The following is a 20,317-nucleotide window of genomic DNA, read 5'->3' on the forward strand; positions in this document are numbered from 1 at the left end:
CATCACCGCTGTTTCAGCGGAGGTCCTGTTTCAGGGCCTCGACGACTGGGGTGACCGGACCCTGGCCGTCGGGCGTAGGGATGTCGCTGTTGACCGCCGCCACCAGGATCGTTCGGGACTCGGGCAGATAGCCGGCGTACGTGTTGTAGCCGGGGAGTTCACCGGTGTGTTCGAGCCAGCCGTTGCCGATGCCCCAGCCGAACCCGTACGCGCGTTCCGGGGTGGCGGGTGGCAGATCGTAGTTGAAGGATTCGAGTCGATACTGCTGGGTTTCGGGGGAGAGAATCGCTTCGCCGGTGCCCAGTGCCTTCGCCCAGAGTTGCAGATCGTCGATGGTGGAGATCACCGCGCCCGCCGCCCACCCCCACGACGGGTTCCAGTTCGTGGCGTCGGCGGTCTCGCCGTCCGGCTGACCCTGCTCGGTGATGCCGGACAGGTGCAGGTCGGGGAATGCAGCGTCGTTCGGCAGCGATGTCGCGGACATGTTCAACGGCTCGAACAGGAACTCCTGGAAGTAGTCCGCGAGTCGCCGCCCGCTGACCTGTTCGACGACCAGCCCCAACGCGATGTAGTTCGAGTTGGAATACTCGAACTTCTCACCGGGTGCGAAATTCGGTGGATCGCCGCGCACCACGTCGAGGAGCTGTTCCGGCGTCCACGGGGCATCGGGGTCCGCGAACAGTTTCTGCTGAAAATCCGGGTCGAAGGTGTAACTCGGGATGCCGCTGGTCATCGTCGCGAGTTGGTCGAGTGTCGCAACATCGCCGTTCGGTAGACCCGGCACGTATGTGCCGATCGGGTCCGTGAGCTCGAGCTGGCCGTCCTCCCACAGTTGCAGGATCGCAGTGGCGGTCATCGTCTTGGTGAGGCTGCCGATGCGAGTGTGATCCTCGGGTGCCGGGGGGCGCTGGTCGTCGACCCCGGCGACACCCGCGGTCCCGGTCCATTCCACGTCGGGTCCGACGACTCGCGCGACGATGCCGGGGAACCCGATCTGGCCGTGCAGGCTGTCGATGGTTTCCTGCAACCGGTCCGACAGCGCGCTGTCCGCGCTCTCCGCCGACACCGACGGCGAGGTGGCCGGCGACGACGTGTCGGTGCTGCTGGTGCAGGCGGATGCCAAGGCGACCACGGCGGCGGTCAGGGCGAGGGGGAGTCGGCGCATCGGGATCTCCGAGGTGGACTGGGCGGACGTGGTCCGGTCAGTATGCGTCCGCGCGGGCAGGCTTCGCCGGTGATCACCGAATCAGTCCCCGCGCCGATCACACCGCCCTACGGTGGTGCGGGAGGATCGGAGTCACGATGAAGCCGCTCATCGAGGTGTCGCAGCAGGTCCGCGATGCTGTCGCCGACGGGCGACCGGTCGTCGCACTCGAATCCACCATCTTCACGCACGGGCTGACGCCGCCCCACAATCTGACCGTCGCGTCGGCGGTGGAACAGAGTCTGCGCGACGTCGGTGTGGTGCCCGCGACCGTCGGCGTGGTCGGCGGCGTGCCCACGGTCGGACTGTCGGCCGGGCAGATCACCGCGCTCGGTTCGGAGGAGGGGGTCGAGAAGGTCGGTGTCCGCGACCTTCCGGTCGTCGCGGCAAAGGGTATGTCGGGTGGTACCACGGTCTCGGCGACCGCGATTCTCGCCCACCACGCGGGCGTGCGGGTCTTCGCGACCGGCGGGCTCGGCGGGGTGCATCGCGGCGCGGCGTCGACGTTCGACGAATCCGCCGATCTGACGACACTCGCGTCGGTGCCGATCCTCGTCGTCAGTGCCGGAGTGAAGTCGATCCTCGACATTCCCGCGTCGCTCGAACGCCTCGAAACGCTCGGGGTGCCCGTCGTCGGATACCGGACGCGGCGGTTTCCGGGATTCTATGTGCGGGACAGTGGGTGCGCGATCGACTATTCCGTGGAGTCGCCGGCAGAAGTCGCGGCGATCGTCGACGCTCGCGACCGGATCGGTGCGAAAAGTGCTGTGCTGTTGGTTAATCCGGTGACCGAACGCGCCCAGCTCGACCCGGAACTGCACGATCGGGTGCTTCGCGAGGCGGAGCGGGCTGCCGATGCCGCCGGGATCACCGGCAAGGCGAGAACCCCTTTCCTACTCGATCATCTGCATCGCGGCACCGGAGGTCGCAGTCTCGACGTCAACATCGCGGTCTACCGGGCGAACACGGACCTCGCGGGCGCGGTGGCCGTGGAACTGGCGGCACGGTGACGGGGCGGCGGTGCTGCACGTCGACCTTCACTGCAACCTACGAGGCCCGTGAGATCGGTGTCGGTTTTCGACGAGGTCGGGTTCCGCACCGTCCGGGACCATGCGGCGACCTCGGAAGCCGACCTGTCGGCGACGTTCGGGCCGAAGACCGGACCGTGACTCGTCGGACTCGGGCGCGGCGCAGGCGGCGCGACTGTCACGCCGGAACAGTTTCGATCACGCCCGCCGGGTGCGGTTGGTCAGGTGCGGGTCGCAATGGCTGAACCATGAACTCGCCCAATCGTGCTGCATTCGCTGAATCACGTGATCACCGTCGGCCGCGGTCCATGAGAGCGGCCGACGCCGCTGGAACACAGCGACGTCGGCTGCCTCGTGCTTTGCGTTGCCCGCAAGAGGACGTGCGGATCAACGCAATGTGGCGATTCACCAACGGGACGTCGAACGGATCTCCCTCTCAGTTTGTCAGTTCGTGCACAGTTGGTAGAACTGGAATCCGAACACTGAAAAATTCCACTCGTTCTGGCCCACTGGACATGTGTTGGACGGGTCGTTCCACACGTGGTAGTGCGGGAAGGTGTCGGGATGAGCCGATGCGAGCGCGGGTGCGCCGAGTAGTGCTCCGATGGCGAGCAGGGCGACCAGTGCTGCGCGCCGGGTGCGCTGCGTGACCGACATAATGTCCTCCTTGGTTGCGGTGGATCACAGTCTTTCGTTTCGGAGAACTCTCTGGGCCGTGCGGTGGAGTCGTTTCCACCTCGACCGTTCCTGCTCTCCGTGCATCCAGTGTTCTAGTCCTGGGCGCGGTGCACACGAGTAGCGGCGTACGTGAATCTGTGAGTTGGCACCGGGTGCGGACACGTAGTGTGAGGGAGATGCCGCGTGATATCGCCGGTCAGAACGGCAGGATGAACCGATACCAGCCGTTGTCGATCGCAGTCCAGGCCGTGGCACCCCGCACATCGTCTTCGCCGAGAGATGTGGGACCGTCCGGCAGGTGCGCGACACCGATTGTGTTGAGGAACCCGCCGTCGAGGAGGAACACACAACCGGCCGGAAGCGCGCGGGTTTGTGCCACCGAGTAGACGCCGATCTGCCGAGGTTGGTCGGAATCGGTGCAGCGTTCGGCATGTGCGCGGAGGCTTCCGGCGGTCATCGCCCAACCCACAGTGCGAGGAATACCCGAGGTGAGCACCAGTGCCGTCACGGTCACGACGAGTGGTGCCACGAGTATCCGTCGATCCCAGTGGTATCGGAACGTCTGGATACCGGCGAGGACCACCCATGCGATACCGACGACGATCAGCGCGACTCCCGCAATCAGCGCGGCGGCGAAGTCGGGAGCGGGGGTCGTCGCGAGGGTCAGCGTCGTGGCACATGCGAAGATCGCCGGCACGGTAAGGATTGTTCCGGTGACGGTTCGCCACCACGGGGGTGTCGGCGACCGGGAACTGCGGCGCGCGGGGCTGTCCACAACGAGGATCGTGGCGTGTGTGCGTATCGATGTCGAGGTACAACCGGTTTCGTGTGGATCAGGGGACGCGGAAACCGCGGAAGGAAACTCGGCGGTGGGGCCGGAAACCCAACCGTGTGTAGAGTCCGATCGCATTCGTATTGCTTCCGGCCACATGGAGAAACGCGCGTTCGCCGCGCGCCGCGATTCTGGCGGTGAGGGACCGGACCAGTCGACCGGCGTGGCCGTGGCCGCGTGCTTCGGGGGCAGTGCACACGGCACTGATCTCGGTCCAACCGGGTGGGTGCAGGCGTTCACCGGCCATCGCGATCAGCGTTCCTCGATGCCGGATCCCCAGATACGTGCCGAACTCCGGTGTCCGGGGCTGGAACGGACCAGGCCGGGTCCGCGCGACGAGGTCGAGCATGTCCGGATGGTCGTCGGCGCCGAGTTCGACGAGTTCGGTTGTGGCGGTGAGTCCCGCCTGCGGCACTGCAGCATCGGTGACGGACGCCGGCGCCACCATCTGCAGTCCGTCGAGTGAGAATATCGGATCCCAGTTCGGCGGGGGTTGCGCCGGATTACTGAACAGGTCGGCGAGCGCACCGGAACCGAGGAGCGCGGCGAGATCCGACCAGTCTGCACGTTCCGGCCGGGCAGGCATCGCGGCGAACGTCGACACGTCGGCGCGGTAGGTCGCCGCGCGGCCGAGGTGTCGGGCCAGGTGAGCATGGTGTCCGTCGAGCGATGCCCGGACCGGATCGGCGAGGGCCGACAGGTCTGCCGCCGCACCGTCGTTGCTCGTGCGAGGGGGCACGCGATCGTCCGGCGGCATGGCGTCGATCCTGTCACTGTGTCGGTGCGTTCGTTCCGTCGGGTCGCCGCGAAACGGCAATGCGCGTGCGCGAACCCACCTACGATCGAAGGAAACCGTCCGACCGTGAACCGGTGAGGTACCAGGCATGACCGACGGAACTGCTGACGTCCCACGCTCGTCGCCCCGGGAGAATCGGTTTCCACCGATGGTGGAAGGACTGCTCGACAGTCCACTCGCCGGGCTCGCCCCGTGGATCATCCTGGCCGTGTTCGAAGGTCCGGGCCGCATCGCGTGGGTCGCCGGGGTGGCGCTCGCGCTGTCGGTCCTGTTCGTCGTGCTCGACCTGATGCGCGGCCGGTCGTTGAAGTTGCTCGGCATCGTCGACGTCGTGTTCTTCGCGGTGCTGGTCGTCACTCATTTCTCCCTCAGCGTCGACAATCAGTTGTGGCTCGAGACGTGGATCGGTGAGATCGCCAACATCACGCTGGTCCTGATCGCGGTGGGGTCCATGGTGGCGCGGGTACCGTTCACGATTCAGTACGCGCGCGAACAGGTCGATCCGCAGTATTGGAACTCTCCGCGATTCCTGCGCACCAACTACATGATCACCGGGGTGTGGGCACTCGCGTTCCTCGTCGCGGCGGTCGCCGGATGGTACGGCGATGCGGTGCTGCACGACAGCGACAACGTGTGGACGGGCTGGGTGATCCAGATCGGCGCGATGGTGGCCGCGATCAAATTCTCGGCGTGGTATCCCGACCGGGTGCGCGCGGACATCGCCGACGAAGTGCAACGCGACGAAACACGATGAGTGCGTTGCTAATCCTTGTCGTCGAGGTAGAACAGTAGAAGCGCGACGACCAGGATCGCCGCCGGCACCCACGCAGACCGGACGCCGATCCACTGCGACACGACCGCTCCGAACACCGCGCCGACCGCGAACACCGCGCAGATCGAGGCGTACACGACGGCGTGGGGTCGCGCAGTGTGGTCATGCTCGACGACGACGCGGAATCCGGCTTCGGTGAGACGCATCAGATTTCCGGTCGTGGCGATGGACATGTAGGTCAGGTCGCCGATCGTCCGGTACAGGCCCATCTGCAATGCGGCGACGAATGCGATGGGGACGGTGACCGCCGCGGCGGGGACCCCGGTGGGCACGAAGCCCACGACCACGAGGATGGTTGCCTGGAGACCCGTCGTCCAGCGCAACGGCCGGGCGATCCGGCGTTCGATGCGGCCGGTCTTGATGAGCATCGCGACGCCGATACCGGCGAGGAACGCGAGGATCGGAAACATGTGGGCGAGGGCGCCCTGCCATTTCGCTTCCGACAGATCGATACCCATCAGGATGACGTTCGCGGTTTGCGCATTCGCGAACACGCCGTCGCGGGTGATGAACGTGTAGGCGTCGAGATATCCGCCGACAAGGGTCAGTACCAGTGCGAACCGAAGGGACGTCGAGGTCTGTGTCACCATGATCCCGGTGATGCGTGAGAACTCAGCGGCCGCTGCCGTTGCCGACGTGGCTGTGCTGTGCCGCGAGAGCCTCGGGCATCGGTTCGTGACGCAGATAGCCGCGCGCGAACTCGGCGGTTCCCTGGGTGAGCGCGCGCAGATCGACGAGATAGCGTGCCAGTTCGAGTTCGGGTACCTCGGCGCGCAGCAGTGTCATGCCGGGTCCGGCGTTGTCGGTGCCCAGAACCCGGCCGCGTCGGGCCGCGAGATCACCGAGGACCGCGCCGAGATAGTCGTCGGGCAGCACGACTTTGACCGCGTCCACCGGTTCGAGCACACGCATCGTCGTATGGGCGGCGGCGTCACGCAACGCCAGTCCTGCCGCGGCCTGGAATGCCGCATCCGAGGAGTCGACCGAATGTGCTTTGCCGTCGACGAGGGTGACTTTCACATCGACGAGCGGATACCCGGTGGCGACGCCCTTCGTGGTTGCCGATCGCACGCCCTTCTCGACGGACGGGATGAACTGGCGGGGCACCGCGCCACCGACGACGTGCTCCTCGAATCGGACGCCGCTGCCGACCGGCAGGGGTTCGACCTCCAGATCACACACCGCGTACTGGCCGTGCCCGCCGGATTGTTTGACGAGCCGGCCGTGCCCGTTCGCGGCGTCGGCGAACGTCTCACGCAGCGCGACGCGATAGTCGACGACGTCGACGTTCACGCCGTGCCGGGTGCGGAGGCGGTCGAGGATGACCTCGGCGTGCGCCTCACCGGTGCACCACAACACCAATTGGTGTGTGTCGGGATTGTTTTCGAGTCGAACCGCTGGATCTTCGGCGGTCAAACGTGACAGTGCCTGTGCGAATTTGTCGTCGTCGATGCGCGTGTGGCCCTCGACGGCGAGGGGGAGCAACGCCTCGGGGAGGGGCCACGGGTCGAGCAGCACCGGGTGGTCCGGGTCGCACAGGGTGTCGCCGGGCAGCGCGCCGGCGATCTTGCCGATGCACACCAGATCGCCGGCGACCGCTTCCGGTACCGGCCGTTGCATTTTGCCGAACGGGCTGGTCAGCGTCGGAATGCGTTCGCGGGCATCGTCGCTGTGGGTGGGGCCGGCCAACCGGGCGAACGTGTCGGGTCGCAGTGTGCCGGAATAGACGCGCACGAGGCTGATCCGTCCCACATACGCGTCTCCGGTGACACGGACGACCTGCGCGGCCAGCGGCGCGTCCGGGTCGGCGGACGGCGCGCCGGGTCTGCGGTGCGTCGGATCGGGGAACACGGCGGCGATCAGGTCGAGGAGTTCGGCGGAGCCGACCCCGTAGTCGGTGGCGGCGGATGCCGGATGCAGTGCGCACGAAACCATTTCGCGGCGCATACCGTCGGCGAGTGAGTCCGTGTCGAGGGTGTCGCCCGCAAGGTAGCGTTCCATGAGGGTGTCGTCCTGCCCGGAGATCGCCTCGACCAGGCTTTCGCGGGCATGCGCGAGATTCGGTGTCTCACCGGGGTCGCCGTAGCTGCGGCCGAGCAGCACGTCGACGGACCCGCACGGCCGGGCGCCGTCGTAGGCGGGCACGAACACCGGGCGCAGGGTGTCGGGCCCGAGGCCGAACGCATCGTGGCATTCGGTGAGCATATCCTCGTAGCTGCTGCGCGCGATGTCGAGTTTGGTGACGACGATGCCGCGGGGCAGACCCGCGTCGGCGCATTCGCGCCACAATGCCCTGGTTGCGGCGCTGATCGGATCGGTCGCGGAGACGACGAACACTGCCGAGTCCGCCGCGCGCAGCCCGGCGCGGACCTCGGCGTCGAAATCGGGATGGCCCGGGGTGTCGATCAGGTTGATCTTGGTGCCGTTCCATTCCACCGGGATCACCGCGAGCTGCACCGAGCGCCGGTGCTGTTGCTCGATCGGCTCGAAATCCGAGATGGTGGTGCCGTCGGCGGTGCGGCCCGCCCGCCCGATCGCACCGGCGGCCAGCGCGAGCGATTCGGTGAGGGTGGTCTTGCCGACGCCACTGCATCCGATCAGAACGACGTTGCGCAGCTGCTCCGGGCGTTCGGCGACGGGCGCCCGTTCTGTTCGCGCCGAGGTTCGGTCGGACATCGGAGGTCTCCTCCCGTGGCGGCGGCCTCGCCGCAGCCGCGGCGTCGGCTAATGCCCAGGGTAGCCGCAGCGACCTGTACCCGAGCGTGATTCGACGCGCGGACCGGCTCGACGGCCGCGGCGTCCGGAAGAAGCATCTTGTTCGTGACTCGTCCGCGGAGTAGTCTCGCCACGTGGATGAGCTGAACGAGAAGGACGGGCAGTTCGAACTCGCGGCCGACGGCCAGATCGACGTCACGCCCGAGATCGACGAAATCGGTGAGCTGCTGCGGAAGAGCCGGGACGGTCGCGTCGCGGTCGACGACGGGGAGCCCTGGCGCCAGGGATACCCCTACGACGTGAAAATGACTCGGCGTCAGTACGAGCACCGCAAGCGCCGGCTGCAGATCGAACTGCTCAAACTGCAGGCCTGGGTCAAGGAACATCACGAGAAGGTCGTCATCGTCTTCGAAGGCCGCGACGCGGCGGGCAAGGGCGGGGCGATCAAACGTTTCACCGAGCACATGAATCCGCGTGGCGCGCGGGTAGTGGCGCTCGAGAAGCCCACCGAACGTGAACGCACCCAGTGGTACTTCCAGCGGTACGTCGAGCACCTCCCCGCCGGTGGGGAGATCGTGCTGATGGACCGGTCCTGGTACAACCGGGCCGGCGTCGAACGGGTGATGGGCTACTGCACCCCCAACGAATACCGCGAATTCACGCGTTCGGCACCGGAATTCGAGCGGATGCTGGTGCAGTCGGGCATCCACCTGATCAAGTTCTGGTTCTCGGTGAGCCGCGACGAGCAGCATGCCCGCTTCCTCGCGCGCAGCACCGATCCGGTCAAACAGTGGAAGCTGTCGCCCACAGATCTGGCGAGTCTGGACAAGTGGGACGCCTACACCGACGCGAAAGAGGCGATGCTGTTCTACACCGACACGCCGCACGCGCCGTGGACCATCGTCAAGTCCAACGACAAGAAGCGCGCCAGGCTCGAGGCGATGCGCTGGGTGTTGTCCCGATTCGACTACACCGACAAGGATCGCCGGGTAGTCGGCACCCCCGATCCGCTGCTCATCGGCCCGCCGTCGGTCGTGTACGACGTCGGCGAGGATCCCACCCAGCAGTTCCCGACCCTCTGATCGAGAGTCGGGAACGCCGGGCGGTGCGCGTCGTCAGTACACGTCGCGCACGTACCGCTTCTCGCGCTTGAGGGCGGTGACGTAGTCGGCGGCGCCGTCCGGCGACAGCCCGCCGTGCTCGGCGACGATCTCGTGCAACGCCCGGTCGACATCCTTGGCCATCCGGGAGGCGTCACCGCAGATGTAGAAGTGGCCGCCGCCCTCGAGCCACGCGAACAACTCGGCGCCGTGCTCCTTCATGCGGGTCTGCACGTAGATCTTCTCGGCCTGATCGCGGGAAAACGCCAGATCCAGCCGGGTCAGAACACCGGAATCGACGAACTCGGCGAGTTCCTCCTCGTACACGAAGTCGCATGCGCGCCGCTGATCACCGAAGAGCAACCAGTTCCGGCCTGTCGCACCGCGCGCGCGGCGTTCCTGCAGGAATCCGCGGAACGGCGCGATGCCGGTACCGGGACCGACCATGATCATCGGGGCGGTGTCGTCGGTGGGCACCCGGAACGCCTTGTTCTTCGTGACGAACACACCTGCGGTGCCGTGTGCACCGATCCGGTCGGCCAGGAACGTCGAGCACACGCCACGCCGTTCGCGGCCGTCGGTGCCGTACCGCACCGCCGCGACCGTCAGGTGCACGCTCTGCTCCGTCGCGTTCGGGCTCGACGAGATCGAATACGCCCGATGCTGAAGAGGTTTGAGCAGCGACAGGAATTCCTCGGCGGACAATTCCGGGGTCGGTTCCAGCCGGAGAACATCGAGAATGTCGCGGCCCCACAGCCAGTCGTCCAGCACCGCTTTGTCGCCGTGCCGCAGCACGTACGTCAATTCCTCGTTGCGGGTGCGCTTTTCGACCTCTTCGAGGAGGTCGATGTTCGGGGCGGTGATCTCGTAGTTGTGCGTGAGCAGATCGGTCAGGGTACGTTCGTGTCCGGCGGGAACAACGGTGCCGTCGAGACGGAGCACCTTCAACAAGTGCTGTACCAGTTCGGAATCGTTGACCGGCACCACGTTCAGGGCGTCACCCGCCTCGTATTCCAGCCCTGATTCGGCGAGGTCGAATTCGTAGTGCCGGATCTCCTTGCCCGACCCGCCGCCCGACAGCAGTCGGTTGACGGTGACGGTCGCGGGGAACGGGTTCTTCCGGTTCCATTGAGATTTCGTCCGCGCCGGTACCGGTACCGGCGCCGGTGCCGCGCCGCCACCGTGGATGCCTTCGACGGCCGCGACCAGCGGCAGGGTCTCGGCGATCCACGCGGCGGCGACATCCTCGAAGTCGACATCGCAGTCGACCCGGGCCACGATGCGCTGCGCCCCGAGTTGCTCGAGCCGCATGTCGATGAGCTTGCCCGCTTCGCAGAAGCCGTCGTAGCCGGTGTCGCCGAGTGCGAGCACCGCGAAATCCATGTTCTCGAGGCGCGGCGCGGACTCGGCCGACAGGGCGTCCCAGAACAGTTCGGCGTTGTCGGGCATCTCACCCTCACCGTAGGTGGACGTCACGATCAGGACGCGGCCCAGCGCCGCGAACCGCTCGACGTCGATGTCGTCGAGTGCACACACTGTCGGCGCGAATCCGTGGCTGCGGGCAGCGGCGGCGGCGGTGTCCTCGGCGACCGATTCGGCATTGCCGGTCTGCGACCCGTACAGCACGTGCAGGGCCGGCGCCGAGCCCGCGGTGCTCGTGGTGTCGGGGCCGGTCGCGAGCAGGCGGGTCTGCATACCGGCGAGGAACCCGGCGAGCCAGGACCGCTGGTCGGTGGTGAACGGGGCGTCGGCGGGGATGAACGGAATCATGCGGACGCGACCTCCGTGGACGGGACGGGCGACTGGGCGAGCAGATCCGGCACGGCGCGGCGCGCGAACAACTCCTCGTACCCGGGAAGTAGGCCGATCGAGTCGTGGTTCTTTCTGTGCTGCAGCAGAATCCACCCGTAGGTGCCGGGGGCGTGCACGGACCGGACGTTGCGCAACGCCAGCGACCTCTTGTAGTCGGTGAGGCGTTTGTCGGCGACGAGCACGGCCAATTCCTCGTCGGTGCGCTCCGAGATGGCGTCGAGTGCATACCGCTGCAACTTCTTGACGAGGAAGAAGTCCTCGGTCAGCAGCAGATTCCGGACCGCCTTCTGCACGGCCGGGGTGGATGCGTCGGTGGCACCGGGAATGCGCTGCAACGCCATCGACTGTGCCGCGGCGAGCACCGTGTAATTGTTGAGCAGCGCGAACATCGACTCGCTGTCGGTGCCGTCCGGGGTGACGCCCCCGGCGACCGGTGTGCCCTGCCGGTAGTCGGTCGTGAACTTGCGGACCTGATGTTCGACCAGGGCCGCGGCGACCTCGTCGGCGAGGTCCTTGCGGGATTTCGCGGCGAGGATCTCCCCGGCGTCCTGGTACTGCAGCAACGCACGCGGCATACCGTAGACGAAGTAGCCCTGCTCGGTCTGCCAATTGTCCAACAGGAAACGGGCTTTCGTTGATCCGGTGGCTTCCACGTGCCGGTGCAACAGTTCGAGTACGGCCGCGTGGTGTACGGCGGCCTGCGGGTCGTCGCCGGTGATCGCACCGAGCACGATCGAATCGGCGCTGGCCTTGCCGGGCAGCAGACCTTCCGGGTCGTACTGGTAGACGAAGCCGCCGGACATACCGTTGCCCAGGCCCTTGCCGAACCCACCGAGATTGAGCACGACACCGTTCGTCATGTACTCGCACGCGAATTCGCCGACGCCCTCGACGACCGCGGCCGCACCGGAGTTGCGGACCGCGAACCGATCGCCGGCCTGGCCCTGGACGTACAACCGGCCGCCCGTCGCACCGAACAGTGCGAAATTTCCGATGAGCACGTTGCCGCCGTGCTCGGTCGATCCGCCGCCGGGGGAGAGCACGACGATGTCGCCGCCGCACTGGCCCTTGCCGACACCGTCGTTCGCGGTGCCGGTGTGCGCCAGCATCATTCCATCGTTGCAGAACGCACCGAACGACAGACCCGCCGAACCGGTGGTGGTGACGGCGACGGTGCCGTCGCGCAACCACCGTCGGCCGCGTTCGTCGCGCAGCGCAGCGGGGATGTCGCCGAGATGCTCGTGATTGAGCATCCGCTCGATGTCGATCGCGAGCTGAGCACCGACGCTCTTGTTGCGGTTGCTCAGCGCGACACCACCACCCAACGCGACCGCGGACTCCCCGCTGTCGACGAGCGCGGCGCGCAGCTCACCGATCCAGTGGTCGTCGAGTTCGTAGTCCTTCTCCAGATACACCGGATTCTCGACCGAGATTTCCGGGACAACGGTGAGCATGGCGCGCAGATCCAGCGATCCGACGGACGACGGATGGTCGAGCAGGTGCAGCAGATCCGAGCGGCCGCGGGCATCGCGCAGCGACCGCAGACCCAGCCGGGCGAGCACCTCGCGGGTTTCGTGTGCCACGTTGAGCAGGTACTGCGCCATCGCCCGCGGATCACCGTCGAACACTTCGGGATTGGTGGTCAGGCCGGCGGGACATTTGACGTTGCAGTTCTTGGCCATGACGCACTTGAGCATCATCAGCGCGGTGGTGCCGAACTCGAAGCTGTCGCCGCCGAGCAGGGCCGAGGTCACGACATCCGATGCGGTCTGGTGTGCGCCGGAGCAGCGCAACACCACCTTGTCTCGGAGGCCGTTCGCGCACAGGGCCTGATGCACCTCGGCGATACCGATCTCCGCGGAGCGGCCCGCGTACTTGAGGGAGGTGACGGACGCGGCGCCGGTGCCGCCGGTGTTGCCTGCGACGTTGATGACGTCCGCACCCGCCTTGGCGACACCGACGGCGATGGTGCCGATGCCCTCCGAGGACACCAGTTTGACGATGATCCGGACCCGGGCGGCCTTGCAGTCGTGGATGAGCTGCGCGAGATCCTCGATCGAGTAGGTGTCGTGATGCGGCGGCGGCGACACCAGTTCGACGCCGGGCGTCGCGCCGCGCGCCGCGGCGATCTCCACGGTCACCTTCGCCGCGGGCAACTGGCCGCCCTCGCCGGGCTTGGCGCCCTGCGCGATCTTGATCTCGATTTCTTCGAGCATCGGATCGGCCAGGTAACCGGCCCACACCCCGAATCGGCCCGACGCGAACTGTTTGATCCGGGAACCGCGGATCGTGCCGTAGCGGGAGATGTGCTCGCCGCCCTCACCGCAATTGGACATGCCGCCGACCATGTTGGTGCCGTGCGCGACCGCTTCGTGTGCGTTGGAGTTCAGCGCACCGTGGCTCATCGCGCCGGACGCGAGGGTGCGGGTGATCTCGTGGGCGGGCTGCACCCGATCGAGTGGCACGCTGTCGGGTGCCTTGCGGACCAGCGCGAGATAGTCGCGGGCCTGCCCGGCGGCCTGCACGGTGACGGTGTCGCCGTAGCAGCGGTAGCCGGTGATGTCGTCGCCGAATCGTGTTGCCAGCGAACGGGCGAGCGCCTCGACACGGTCCGGTTCGTCGGCACGCGGGCCGGTCAGCCGCAGCACGAACTCCTCGTCGCCGACGCGGGCCGCGGAGATGCCGCGCACCAGCATCGAGTTGTTGCCGTAGCGGGCGAATCTGCCCATCTCGCGGTGGAACTCGTCGGCGGTGGCGGCGTAGGTGACGTCGGCGGGGGTCGCCAGGACGTCGCGGAGCGCGGCGGGTCGCTGTGCGCGCTCGTCGGCCATGGTGCGGGCGAACGCCCGGTAGCCGGGGGTGATCGCGAACGCGTCGATCTCGTCGGCCGTCAACGCCCGGAAGCCACCGTAGCGGTAGGCGTCGTCGTCGAGTCCGTGGGTGTCGCCGAGTCGGTGCAGCGGCAGCAGTCGCAGTGCGTCGGTGAGGTCGGGTTCGCCGTCCCGTTCGCCGCCGGGCAACGTGACCGGCTCCTCGGTCATGTCGATGAAGCCGCGCACCGCGGTGGTGCCGTAGGAGTGCCCGGCACCTTCGGCCCGTTCCTTGAACAGGCCGAGCAGCGGCACGTCCTTCTCGGCTGTGACCGTCAGCGCCCGGCGGTGCCAGTCGGCCACTGCCTGCGCGATCGTCGGGAATCCGACACCACCGACGGGAGTCTTCACGTTCGGGAACCACCGCCGCAGCACGGCGTCGTCGGTATCGAGGTAGCTCGGCTCGAAGAACTCGCCACCGATGTACGACTCGACGGTGCACAGTCCGACCCGGCCCATCGTCTTCATCAGGGACTTCTCGGCGGCCTTGCGGAACTTCAGGAATGCGGCGTCGGCGTCGTCGCCGTACTTCTCCTCCGCGCGCATCTGCACCGTCAGTGGGTACACGGCGGCACCGCCGAAGCCGAGGGTCGCGGCGATGTGGTGCGAGGAGACCAACTGCCCGGATTCGACGATCACCGACACGCGCAACCGCAGGCCCTCGTCGATGAGCCGCTGGTTGACCGCCGAGGTGGTCAGGATCATCGGCAGCGCGGCACGATCGGTCGCGACGTGCCGGTCGGTGAGCACCGCGATGCCACCGGATTCGCGGGCGAACGCGGCGATGGCGTCGGCAACTGTGTCGACGGCCACCGCGAGCGCGGTGGCGTTGGCGGCCGGATCATCGAACACCGGTGTGTACAGCATCGGGAACCGTCGCACCGGGGTGTCGGCCTGCTCGCGGATGCGGAGCATGTCCAGGTGGGTGAGAATCGGCGACGGCACCACGATCTGGCGGGCCTGGGCGGCACCGGAGCCGGGGCGTGCACCGAGCGCGACCCGTAGGGTCATGCCGTCGGCCTCGCGGATCGAGTCCAGCGACGGGTTGGTGACCTGCGCGAACCGCTGCGAGAAGTACTTGGCGACGCCCCCTTCCTGGTCGGAGAGCGCGTTGATGGCATTGCCGTAGCCCATCGCGGAGATCTTCTCGGTTCCCGAGGCGAGCATCGGGTCGAGCATGAACTTGAACGATTCCTGGTTCAGCGAGTACGCCACGTACCGCTGGTGGCGGTCGAGGTCGCCGTTGTAGCGCTGCGGCGACCCGGCCTTGTCAGCGGGGACCTCCGGCAGTGACCCGAGTTCGGCGCGGGCTTCTTCGACCAGCGCCGGGTAGTCACGGCGCGCGGCGAGCAGTTCGAGGGCCTCGACGGTGCCGAACGAGCGGCGCTGCTCGTGATCGAAGAACAGCATGCCGCCTGCTTCGATGCGGCCGCGGCGCAGCACGGTCTCGGGTGCGAAGCCGAACTGGCCGGCTTCCGAGGTCACGCACAGGTAGTCGGCGGTCTCGACGGTGCGCAAGGGGCGCAGCCCGAGCCGGTCGAGGCGGGCACCGACGACGCTGCCGTTGCCGAAGATCAGTGCGGCCGGGCCGTCGTTCTTCTCCTCGTACAGGGAGAAGAACTCGAGCATCGCGCGCACCTGCGGCGACAGGGCGGTGTCGTTCTCCCAGGCCGGCGGCATCATCTGCACGACCGCGGTCACCAGATCCAGCTCGTCGTGCACCAGCCGGGAGGCGAGAGTCTGATCGAAGCGACAGCTGTCCGACTGTCCGGGAGGCCGGATGATGTTACGACCCAGCGCTCGGGCGAGCGCACCTTCGAACAGCCGGTTCTTGCGATCGGTGTTCAGTTCGCCGTTGTGCGCCATGAGCCGGAACGGCTGCGCCATCGTCGGATGCGGATCGGTGTTGGTGGAGAACCGGGTGTGGAAGAACAGCGTGTGCACCGCATGCACCGGATCGGTGAGATCGGCGAAGTAGGGGATGACTTCGTGAGAGTTCAAGCGGCCCTTGAGGACCTGGGTGCGTGCGCTGATCGAGAGGGGGTACAGGCCAGCCAGTGCCGGATCGGTGTACGCTTGCGCTTCGACGTCGAGCAGTACCGTGTGCAGAACTCGATCGAATTCGACTGCAGTGCAGACGGTTTCGGGGCGTGCGAAGATCCACTGCCGGATCGGCAACTGGTGTGCGACGGCAGCGGGCCGCAAGGCGCCGTCGTCGACCGGAACGTCTCGGACTGCGAGGATCTCGATGCCCTGTGCCGCGAGGGCCGCGCCGATCATGCCCTCCGCCGCGGGCCGGGCCGCGGGATCGGTGGGGAGGAAGAAGTTTCCGACACCGAATCCGCCTGCCTGCAGCGGGATTCCGGTGATGTTCGAGAAGAACGCAACCGACAGGTCGACGTTGACCCCGGCGCCGTCGCCGACGCCCTCCGCGGACATGCCGCCGCGGTGGGGAACCACACACAGTGCGTCGTGGCCGCGAGTGAGGACCTCGTGTGTCTGCACACCGTCCTTGCGCGTGATGAATCCGACACCGCAGCTGCTCTTCTCGAGAGCGCTGTCGTACAGGCCGGTTCCTCCGGGGTGCGTAGGCAACGGACGACCTCCTCGATGGATGGTGTCGGCAGCCGTGCTCGAGGGAGCCCGGTGGGCTCGGACCTGGAAAATGGATGCCGACGTCTGAAATGAGGCAGACGTCGTTGTCTGGCAACGCGCGTGTAGCAAGTTCGAAACCCGCGAGTGCTCGGTCAGCGTACCGCACGGCCGTGCCTGCGCGGACGCCGTGTTCGTCACAGTGTCCGAGCGGGCGCTCGGCTGTCCGACGAATCAGGGTATTCCGCGACACGCGTAGCCCGCTACGCGTGACATCCGTCACTCTCGCGACGATGGTCGTAGTAGGCGAGGAAAGAAGCGGACGATGTACCAACCGGCGGTAGAGGCGACCATCGCGAGCAGCGGCGGCGAACGTGCGCGGACCATCGGCACGGACGAGTTTCGGACCATCGGCACGGACGAGTTTCGGACCATCGACACGGACGAGGTGCGAACTTTGGCGGTGGACCGGGAACGGCTCGCCGGGCTGCGCGAAGTCCTCGAAGGGAAACTTCCGGAACTCGCGCCGTGTGCACGGATCCTTGCCGGAGACGCGGCACCGGAGATTCTCGACCGGGCGGTCGCGCGGGCCGTGGCGACCTGGCGTGGTGCCGTCGGGCCGGAGTTGTGCGCGTACGTGCTGTGCTGGTTCGTCGTCCTTCAACGTCGACGCAGGGTGCACACCGGCCGGGCCGCTGCGGACTGCCCCCGTGGTGCGGTGCTGTTCGCGACGCTGCCGCCTACCGAGCAGTTGGCGATCGTGCTCGTCGAATATGCCGCCCTGCCCGCCAGTCGGATCGCCGTGGTCGCCGGTCGGGTACTCGCCGAGTTCGAACTCGAGTCGGCCGCGCCGTTGATCGCACGGCCTGGCCGGCAGTGGGCCGGGCGATGATGGAGAACGACGACGCCTCCGCACCGGATCGGTGTGGAGGCGTCGGGGTAGGAGAGGGTCAGGGTGCGAGGCGCGTGCGACCGAGGCGCAGCAGCGTCATTGCGAGGGTGTTGCCGTCCGAGCCGAGTTCGGTGAAGCGGTCGAGAACCTGCATCTCGTGGTTCTGGGCTTCGCGGGAATGGCCGGTAGCCTTCGCGGCGACCCCGATCAGCTGGGACAGCTCGCAGCGCCGCTTGATCACCTCGAGGATCTGGGCGTCGAGGTCCTGGATCTCGTCGAACAGATGAACGAGCTCGGCATCGGCCGAGATGAGCTCGACCTCGGTCGAAGCGGCCTGCTCGGCAGTTTCGATGCCTGGCGAATCAAGCTGGACAGTCATGCAGATTCCTCCGGTCTCGTCTGAATCGTCACAGATTGTGTCGCGTCGATCGACGAAGGTGTTACTCATCCGTACACAAATATTTGCGTGTCGTCTCCACACGATGTGATTCCCCCTGGTGAAACACTGTCTGAACAGCGCGAATACGTAACTGACTCCGCGGTATGTTGATGATCACACTGGTGCTGTAGATATTTGTGTGCAAACTCCAGTCCAGTGGGGTCACCTTTGCCGCTTCCTGGGGAAATGTCCAGCTCCGGGCGTGTCCACCCCGTTCGGGAGTGCTCCTGCGGTAGCGTCTGCCCCCAAATCGGCACCGCTCGGAGGCGGGGCACTTCCGCTTCGGAAGGGGAACCGCAGTGGGACGGGCGTTCGGGCAGTGTGATGACGAACCGGAGTGACGGCGAACCGGAATCCGCACGGTCCGACGCGGCGGCGCAACGACCCCCGGAATGGCCCGTCGGCTCGTGGAATCGGCGCGTCGCAGCGGCGATCGCAATCTCCGTCCTCGTCGCCGCCGCGGCGCTGTGGCGGGTAGTGACGGGTAGTGACGACTCCGGCGCGGTGACCCGCTTCTTCCTGATCCTTGCGGCGCTCATGGGGCTGACGGCGCTGTTCGGCTACGCCTACTGGTGGCCGCGACGTAGTGATCCGGCCGTGCGGTTCGTGCAGATCGGCACCACGGGCGCCACCGAGGTGGGGGCGCGGCGTTCGGTGTTCGGGCTGCTCGTGACGATGGTCGGATGTGGTGCGGCCCTGGCCGTCGGCGCCGCCGTCGAAGTGTTCGTGTTCAGCAGCGGGTTCCCCTGGGTGAGCGCTGCGCTCGCCGTGCTCGGCGTGCCGTGCGTGGCGTTCGTCCTCGAGGTTCTGCTCGGCCGGATCAGGCGGGGTGCTCTACTGCTCGGGCCCGACGGGATCCGCCAACGCGGCTGGACCGTCGAGTCGTATCTGCCGTGGGTGTCGGTCGCCGGGGTGCGCGCCGTGTATCCCGGCTACCCCGAGACGTGGGTTCTGGGAACGCCCACCGCGGCGTGGGCCAAGCGTCGGACCAGTCGCTTCTTCAGGCTCGACCGGGTGCCGGACGACCCGATGATCGAGGTGGACTCGCGACGCTTCGACATCGACCCGGTTCTGTTGCATCGGGTACTCGAGTTCTACGTCGGGTTCCCGCAGATGCGCGCCGAACTGGGCACCGCGCGCGCGGCCGAGCGCATCGTGCGGCAGGACCTGACACCGCCCCACTGATCCGGTCGTCCGGCGATGGTGGCAGCGACCGCGCCGGGGCTGTACCGATCGTTAGGTCGAAGGTAACTTGATGGACACAGCAGTCGTGGCACTCGGTGCCGGACTATGGACGTTTCGATCAGATTGGACTTCACACATGACCGCACCGGAACCGATTGTCGTCGTCGACGGGGCGCGAACCCCGATCGGCAGCTTCGGTGGCGTCTTCAAAGACGTCCCCGCACACGAACTCGGTGCCACCGCTGTCAAGGCCGCGCTCGAACGGTCCGGTGTGGCCGCAACCGACATCGGCGAGGTCGTCATGGGCTGCATCGGCCAGGTCGGTCCGGACGCCTACAACGCCCGTCGCGTGTCCCTCGCCGCGGGCATCCCCGACGCGGTTCCCGCCTACACCGTCAACCGGCTCTGCGGCTCCGGCCTGCAGGCAGTGTGGTCGGCCGCGATGCAGATGCGCTGGGGCGGCGTCGACCTGGCGGTCGCCGGCGGCGACGAAAACATGTCGCGGATGCCGTTCTACGACTACTCCGCCCGCGCCGGCTACAAACTCGGCAACCACACCCTCGTCGACGGCACCGTCGGCATGCTCACCGACCCGTTCCACAACATTCACATGGGGGTCACGGCCGAGAACGTGGCCCGCAAATACGGCATCACCCGCGAGCAGCAGGACGAGTTCGCCGTGGAGTCGCAGCGCCGCGCCGCCGCAGCAGCCGCACAGTCCGCCTTCGCCGAGGAGATCACCCCCGTCGAGATCGGCGGCCGCCGCCCGGTGACCGTGACCACCGATGAGCATCCCAAGCCGGACACCACCGTCGAGACGCTCGGCAAGCTGCGCGCGGCCTTCGAGAAGGACGGCACCGTCACCGCGGGCAACGCGTCGGGCATCAACGACGGCGCCGGTGCGGTCGTCCTCGCCCGGCAGTCCGTGGCCGACGAGAAGGGCCTGACCGGACTGGTCACCCTCGAATCCGTCGCGACCGCCGCGCTGGAACCGGAACTGATGGGCTACGCCCCGGTGCTCGCCCTGAAGAAGCTGTTCGAGCAGACCGGAACCACCGCAGCGGACATCGACACGATCGAGCTGAACGAGGCCTTCGCATCCCAGGCCGTCGCCGTGATCCGCGACGCGGGCCTCGATCCGGAGAAGACCAATCCGTACGGCGGTGCGATCGCGCTGGGGCATCCGGTCGGTGCGACCGGCGCGATCCTCACCGTCCGGGTCGCCAAGGACCTGGTGCGCCGCGATCTCGAACTCGGCATCGTCACGATGTGCATCGGCGGCGGCCAAGCGCTGGCCGCGTTGTTCCGGCGCATCCGCTGATCGAGACGTGTGGTGGGAGCG

15 protein-coding genes are annotated in these 20,317 nt (G+C 67.2%); 6 read left to right on the forward strand and 9 right to left on the reverse strand.

Annotated elements, in window-relative coordinates:
• Window positions 1-13: 13 nt before the first annotated feature.
• Complete coding sequence (locus WAX14_RS16450; RefSeq protein ID WP_422629125.1) at window positions 14-1,165, reverse strand: serine hydrolase domain-containing protein; 1,152 nt, start codon at window positions 1,163-1,165, stop codon at window positions 14-16.
• A gap of 137 nt (window positions 1,166-1,302) precedes the next feature.
• On the opposite strand from WAX14_RS16450, the gene WAX14_RS16455 reads away from it, so the two are divergent.
• Window positions 1,303-2,214: a pseudouridine-5'-phosphate glycosidase gene (locus WAX14_RS16455; protein WP_422629126.1), complete on the forward strand. Its 912-nt coding sequence runs from the start codon at window positions 1,303-1,305 to the stop codon at window positions 2,212-2,214.
• Between the two features lie 462 nt (window positions 2,215-2,676).
• Here WAX14_RS16455 and WAX14_RS16460 read toward each other — a convergent pair whose 3' ends face one another.
• The 3 genes from WAX14_RS16460 to WAX14_RS16470 all read right to left on the reverse strand — a co-directional run bounded on the left by WAX14_RS16460 (window position 2,677) and on the right by WAX14_RS16470 (window position 4,499).
• Window positions 2,677-2,889: a hypothetical protein gene (locus WAX14_RS16460; RefSeq protein ID WP_422629127.1), complete on the reverse strand. Its 213-nt coding sequence runs from the start codon at window positions 2,887-2,889 to the stop codon at window positions 2,677-2,679.
• A gap of 217 nt (window positions 2,890-3,106) precedes the next feature.
• Window positions 3,107-3,607: a hypothetical protein gene (locus WAX14_RS16465; protein WP_422629128.1), complete on the reverse strand. Its 501-nt coding sequence runs from the start codon at window positions 3,605-3,607 to the stop codon at window positions 3,107-3,109.
• Window positions 3,608-3,743: 136 nt separating this feature from the next.
• Complete coding sequence (locus tag WAX14_RS16470) at window positions 3,744-4,499, reverse strand: GNAT family N-acetyltransferase (protein WP_422629129.1); 756 nt, start codon at window positions 4,497-4,499, stop codon at window positions 3,744-3,746.
• 127 nt (window positions 4,500-4,626) lie between these two features.
• Here WAX14_RS16470 and WAX14_RS16475 point away from each other — a divergent pair, with 127 nt between their 5' ends.
• Complete coding sequence (locus WAX14_RS16475) at window positions 4,627-5,292, forward strand: hypothetical protein (RefSeq protein ID WP_422629130.1); 666 nt, start codon at window positions 4,627-4,629, stop codon at window positions 5,290-5,292.
• 8 nt (window positions 5,293-5,300) lie between these two features.
• Here WAX14_RS16475 and WAX14_RS16480 read toward each other — a convergent pair whose 3' ends face one another.
• Window positions 5,301-5,960 carry a YoaK family protein gene (locus WAX14_RS16480; RefSeq protein ID WP_422629131.1) on the reverse strand — a complete coding sequence of 220 codons (660 nt, stop codon included), beginning with the start codon at window positions 5,958-5,960 and terminating at the stop codon, window positions 5,301-5,303.
• Window positions 5,961-5,982: 22 nt separating this feature from the next.
• Window positions 5,983-8,046, reverse strand: a complete 2,064-nt coding sequence (locus WAX14_RS16485; RefSeq protein WP_422629132.1) for an elongation factor G-like protein EF-G2 — start codon at window positions 8,044-8,046, stop codon at window positions 5,983-5,985.
• A 173-nt stretch (window positions 8,047-8,219) separates the two neighbouring features.
• Between WAX14_RS16485 and ppk2 the strand changes: the two genes are divergently transcribed.
• The gene (ppk2, locus tag WAX14_RS16490) at window positions 8,220-9,167 is read left to right on the forward strand and encodes a polyphosphate kinase 2 (RefSeq protein ID WP_422629133.1); all 948 of its coding nucleotides are present in this window, start codon (window positions 8,220-8,222) and stop codon (window positions 9,165-9,167) included.
• Between the two features lie 33 nt (window positions 9,168-9,200).
• On the opposite strand, the gene WAX14_RS16495 is transcribed toward ppk2, so the two are convergent.
• Complete coding sequence (locus tag WAX14_RS16495; RefSeq protein WP_422629134.1) at window positions 9,201-10,955, reverse strand: sulfite reductase subunit alpha; 1,755 nt, start codon at window positions 10,953-10,955, stop codon at window positions 9,201-9,203.
• Window positions 10,952-16,462, reverse strand: coding sequence for a glutamate synthase-related protein (locus WAX14_RS16500; RefSeq protein ID WP_422629135.1), 5,511 nt, complete (start codon window positions 16,460-16,462; stop codon window positions 10,952-10,954). The genes WAX14_RS16495 and WAX14_RS16500 overlap by 4 nt, the downstream gene beginning before the upstream one ends.
• A gap of 322 nt (window positions 16,463-16,784) precedes the next feature.
• Here WAX14_RS16500 and WAX14_RS16505 point away from each other — a divergent pair, with 322 nt between their 5' ends.
• Window positions 16,785-17,351, forward strand: coding sequence for a hypothetical protein (locus WAX14_RS16505; protein WP_422629136.1), 567 nt, complete (start codon window positions 16,785-16,787; stop codon window positions 17,349-17,351).
• 58 nt (window positions 17,352-17,409) lie between these two features.
• Here the strand turns inward: WAX14_RS16505 and WAX14_RS16510 are convergent, their stop codons facing one another.
• Window positions 17,410-17,730 carry a chorismate mutase gene (locus WAX14_RS16510; RefSeq protein WP_422629137.1) on the reverse strand — a complete coding sequence of 107 codons (321 nt, stop codon included), beginning with the start codon at window positions 17,728-17,730 and terminating at the stop codon, window positions 17,410-17,412.
• A 384-nt stretch (window positions 17,731-18,114) separates the two neighbouring features.
• Here WAX14_RS16510 and WAX14_RS16515 point away from each other — a divergent pair, with 384 nt between their 5' ends.
• Both WAX14_RS16515 and WAX14_RS16520 read left to right on the forward strand, forming a co-directional pair.
• The gene (locus tag WAX14_RS16515; protein WP_422629138.1) at window positions 18,115-18,975 is read left to right on the forward strand and encodes a hypothetical protein; all 861 of its coding nucleotides are present in this window, start codon (window positions 18,115-18,117) and stop codon (window positions 18,973-18,975) included.
• A 136-nt stretch (window positions 18,976-19,111) separates the two neighbouring features.
• Window positions 19,112-20,296 (forward strand): thiolase family protein, encoded by a 1,185-nt coding sequence (locus WAX14_RS16520; protein ID WP_422629139.1) that lies wholly within the window; start codon window positions 19,112-19,114, stop codon window positions 20,294-20,296.
• Window positions 20,297-20,317 lie beyond the last annotated feature (21 nt).

Origin of the sequence: Rhodococcus sp. (in: high G+C Gram-positive bacteria) (genome assembly GCF_049299235.1) — a bacterium.
In the GTDB taxonomy this organism is placed as follows: Bacteria; Actinomycetota; Actinomycetes; order Mycobacteriales; family Mycobacteriaceae; genus Rhodococcus.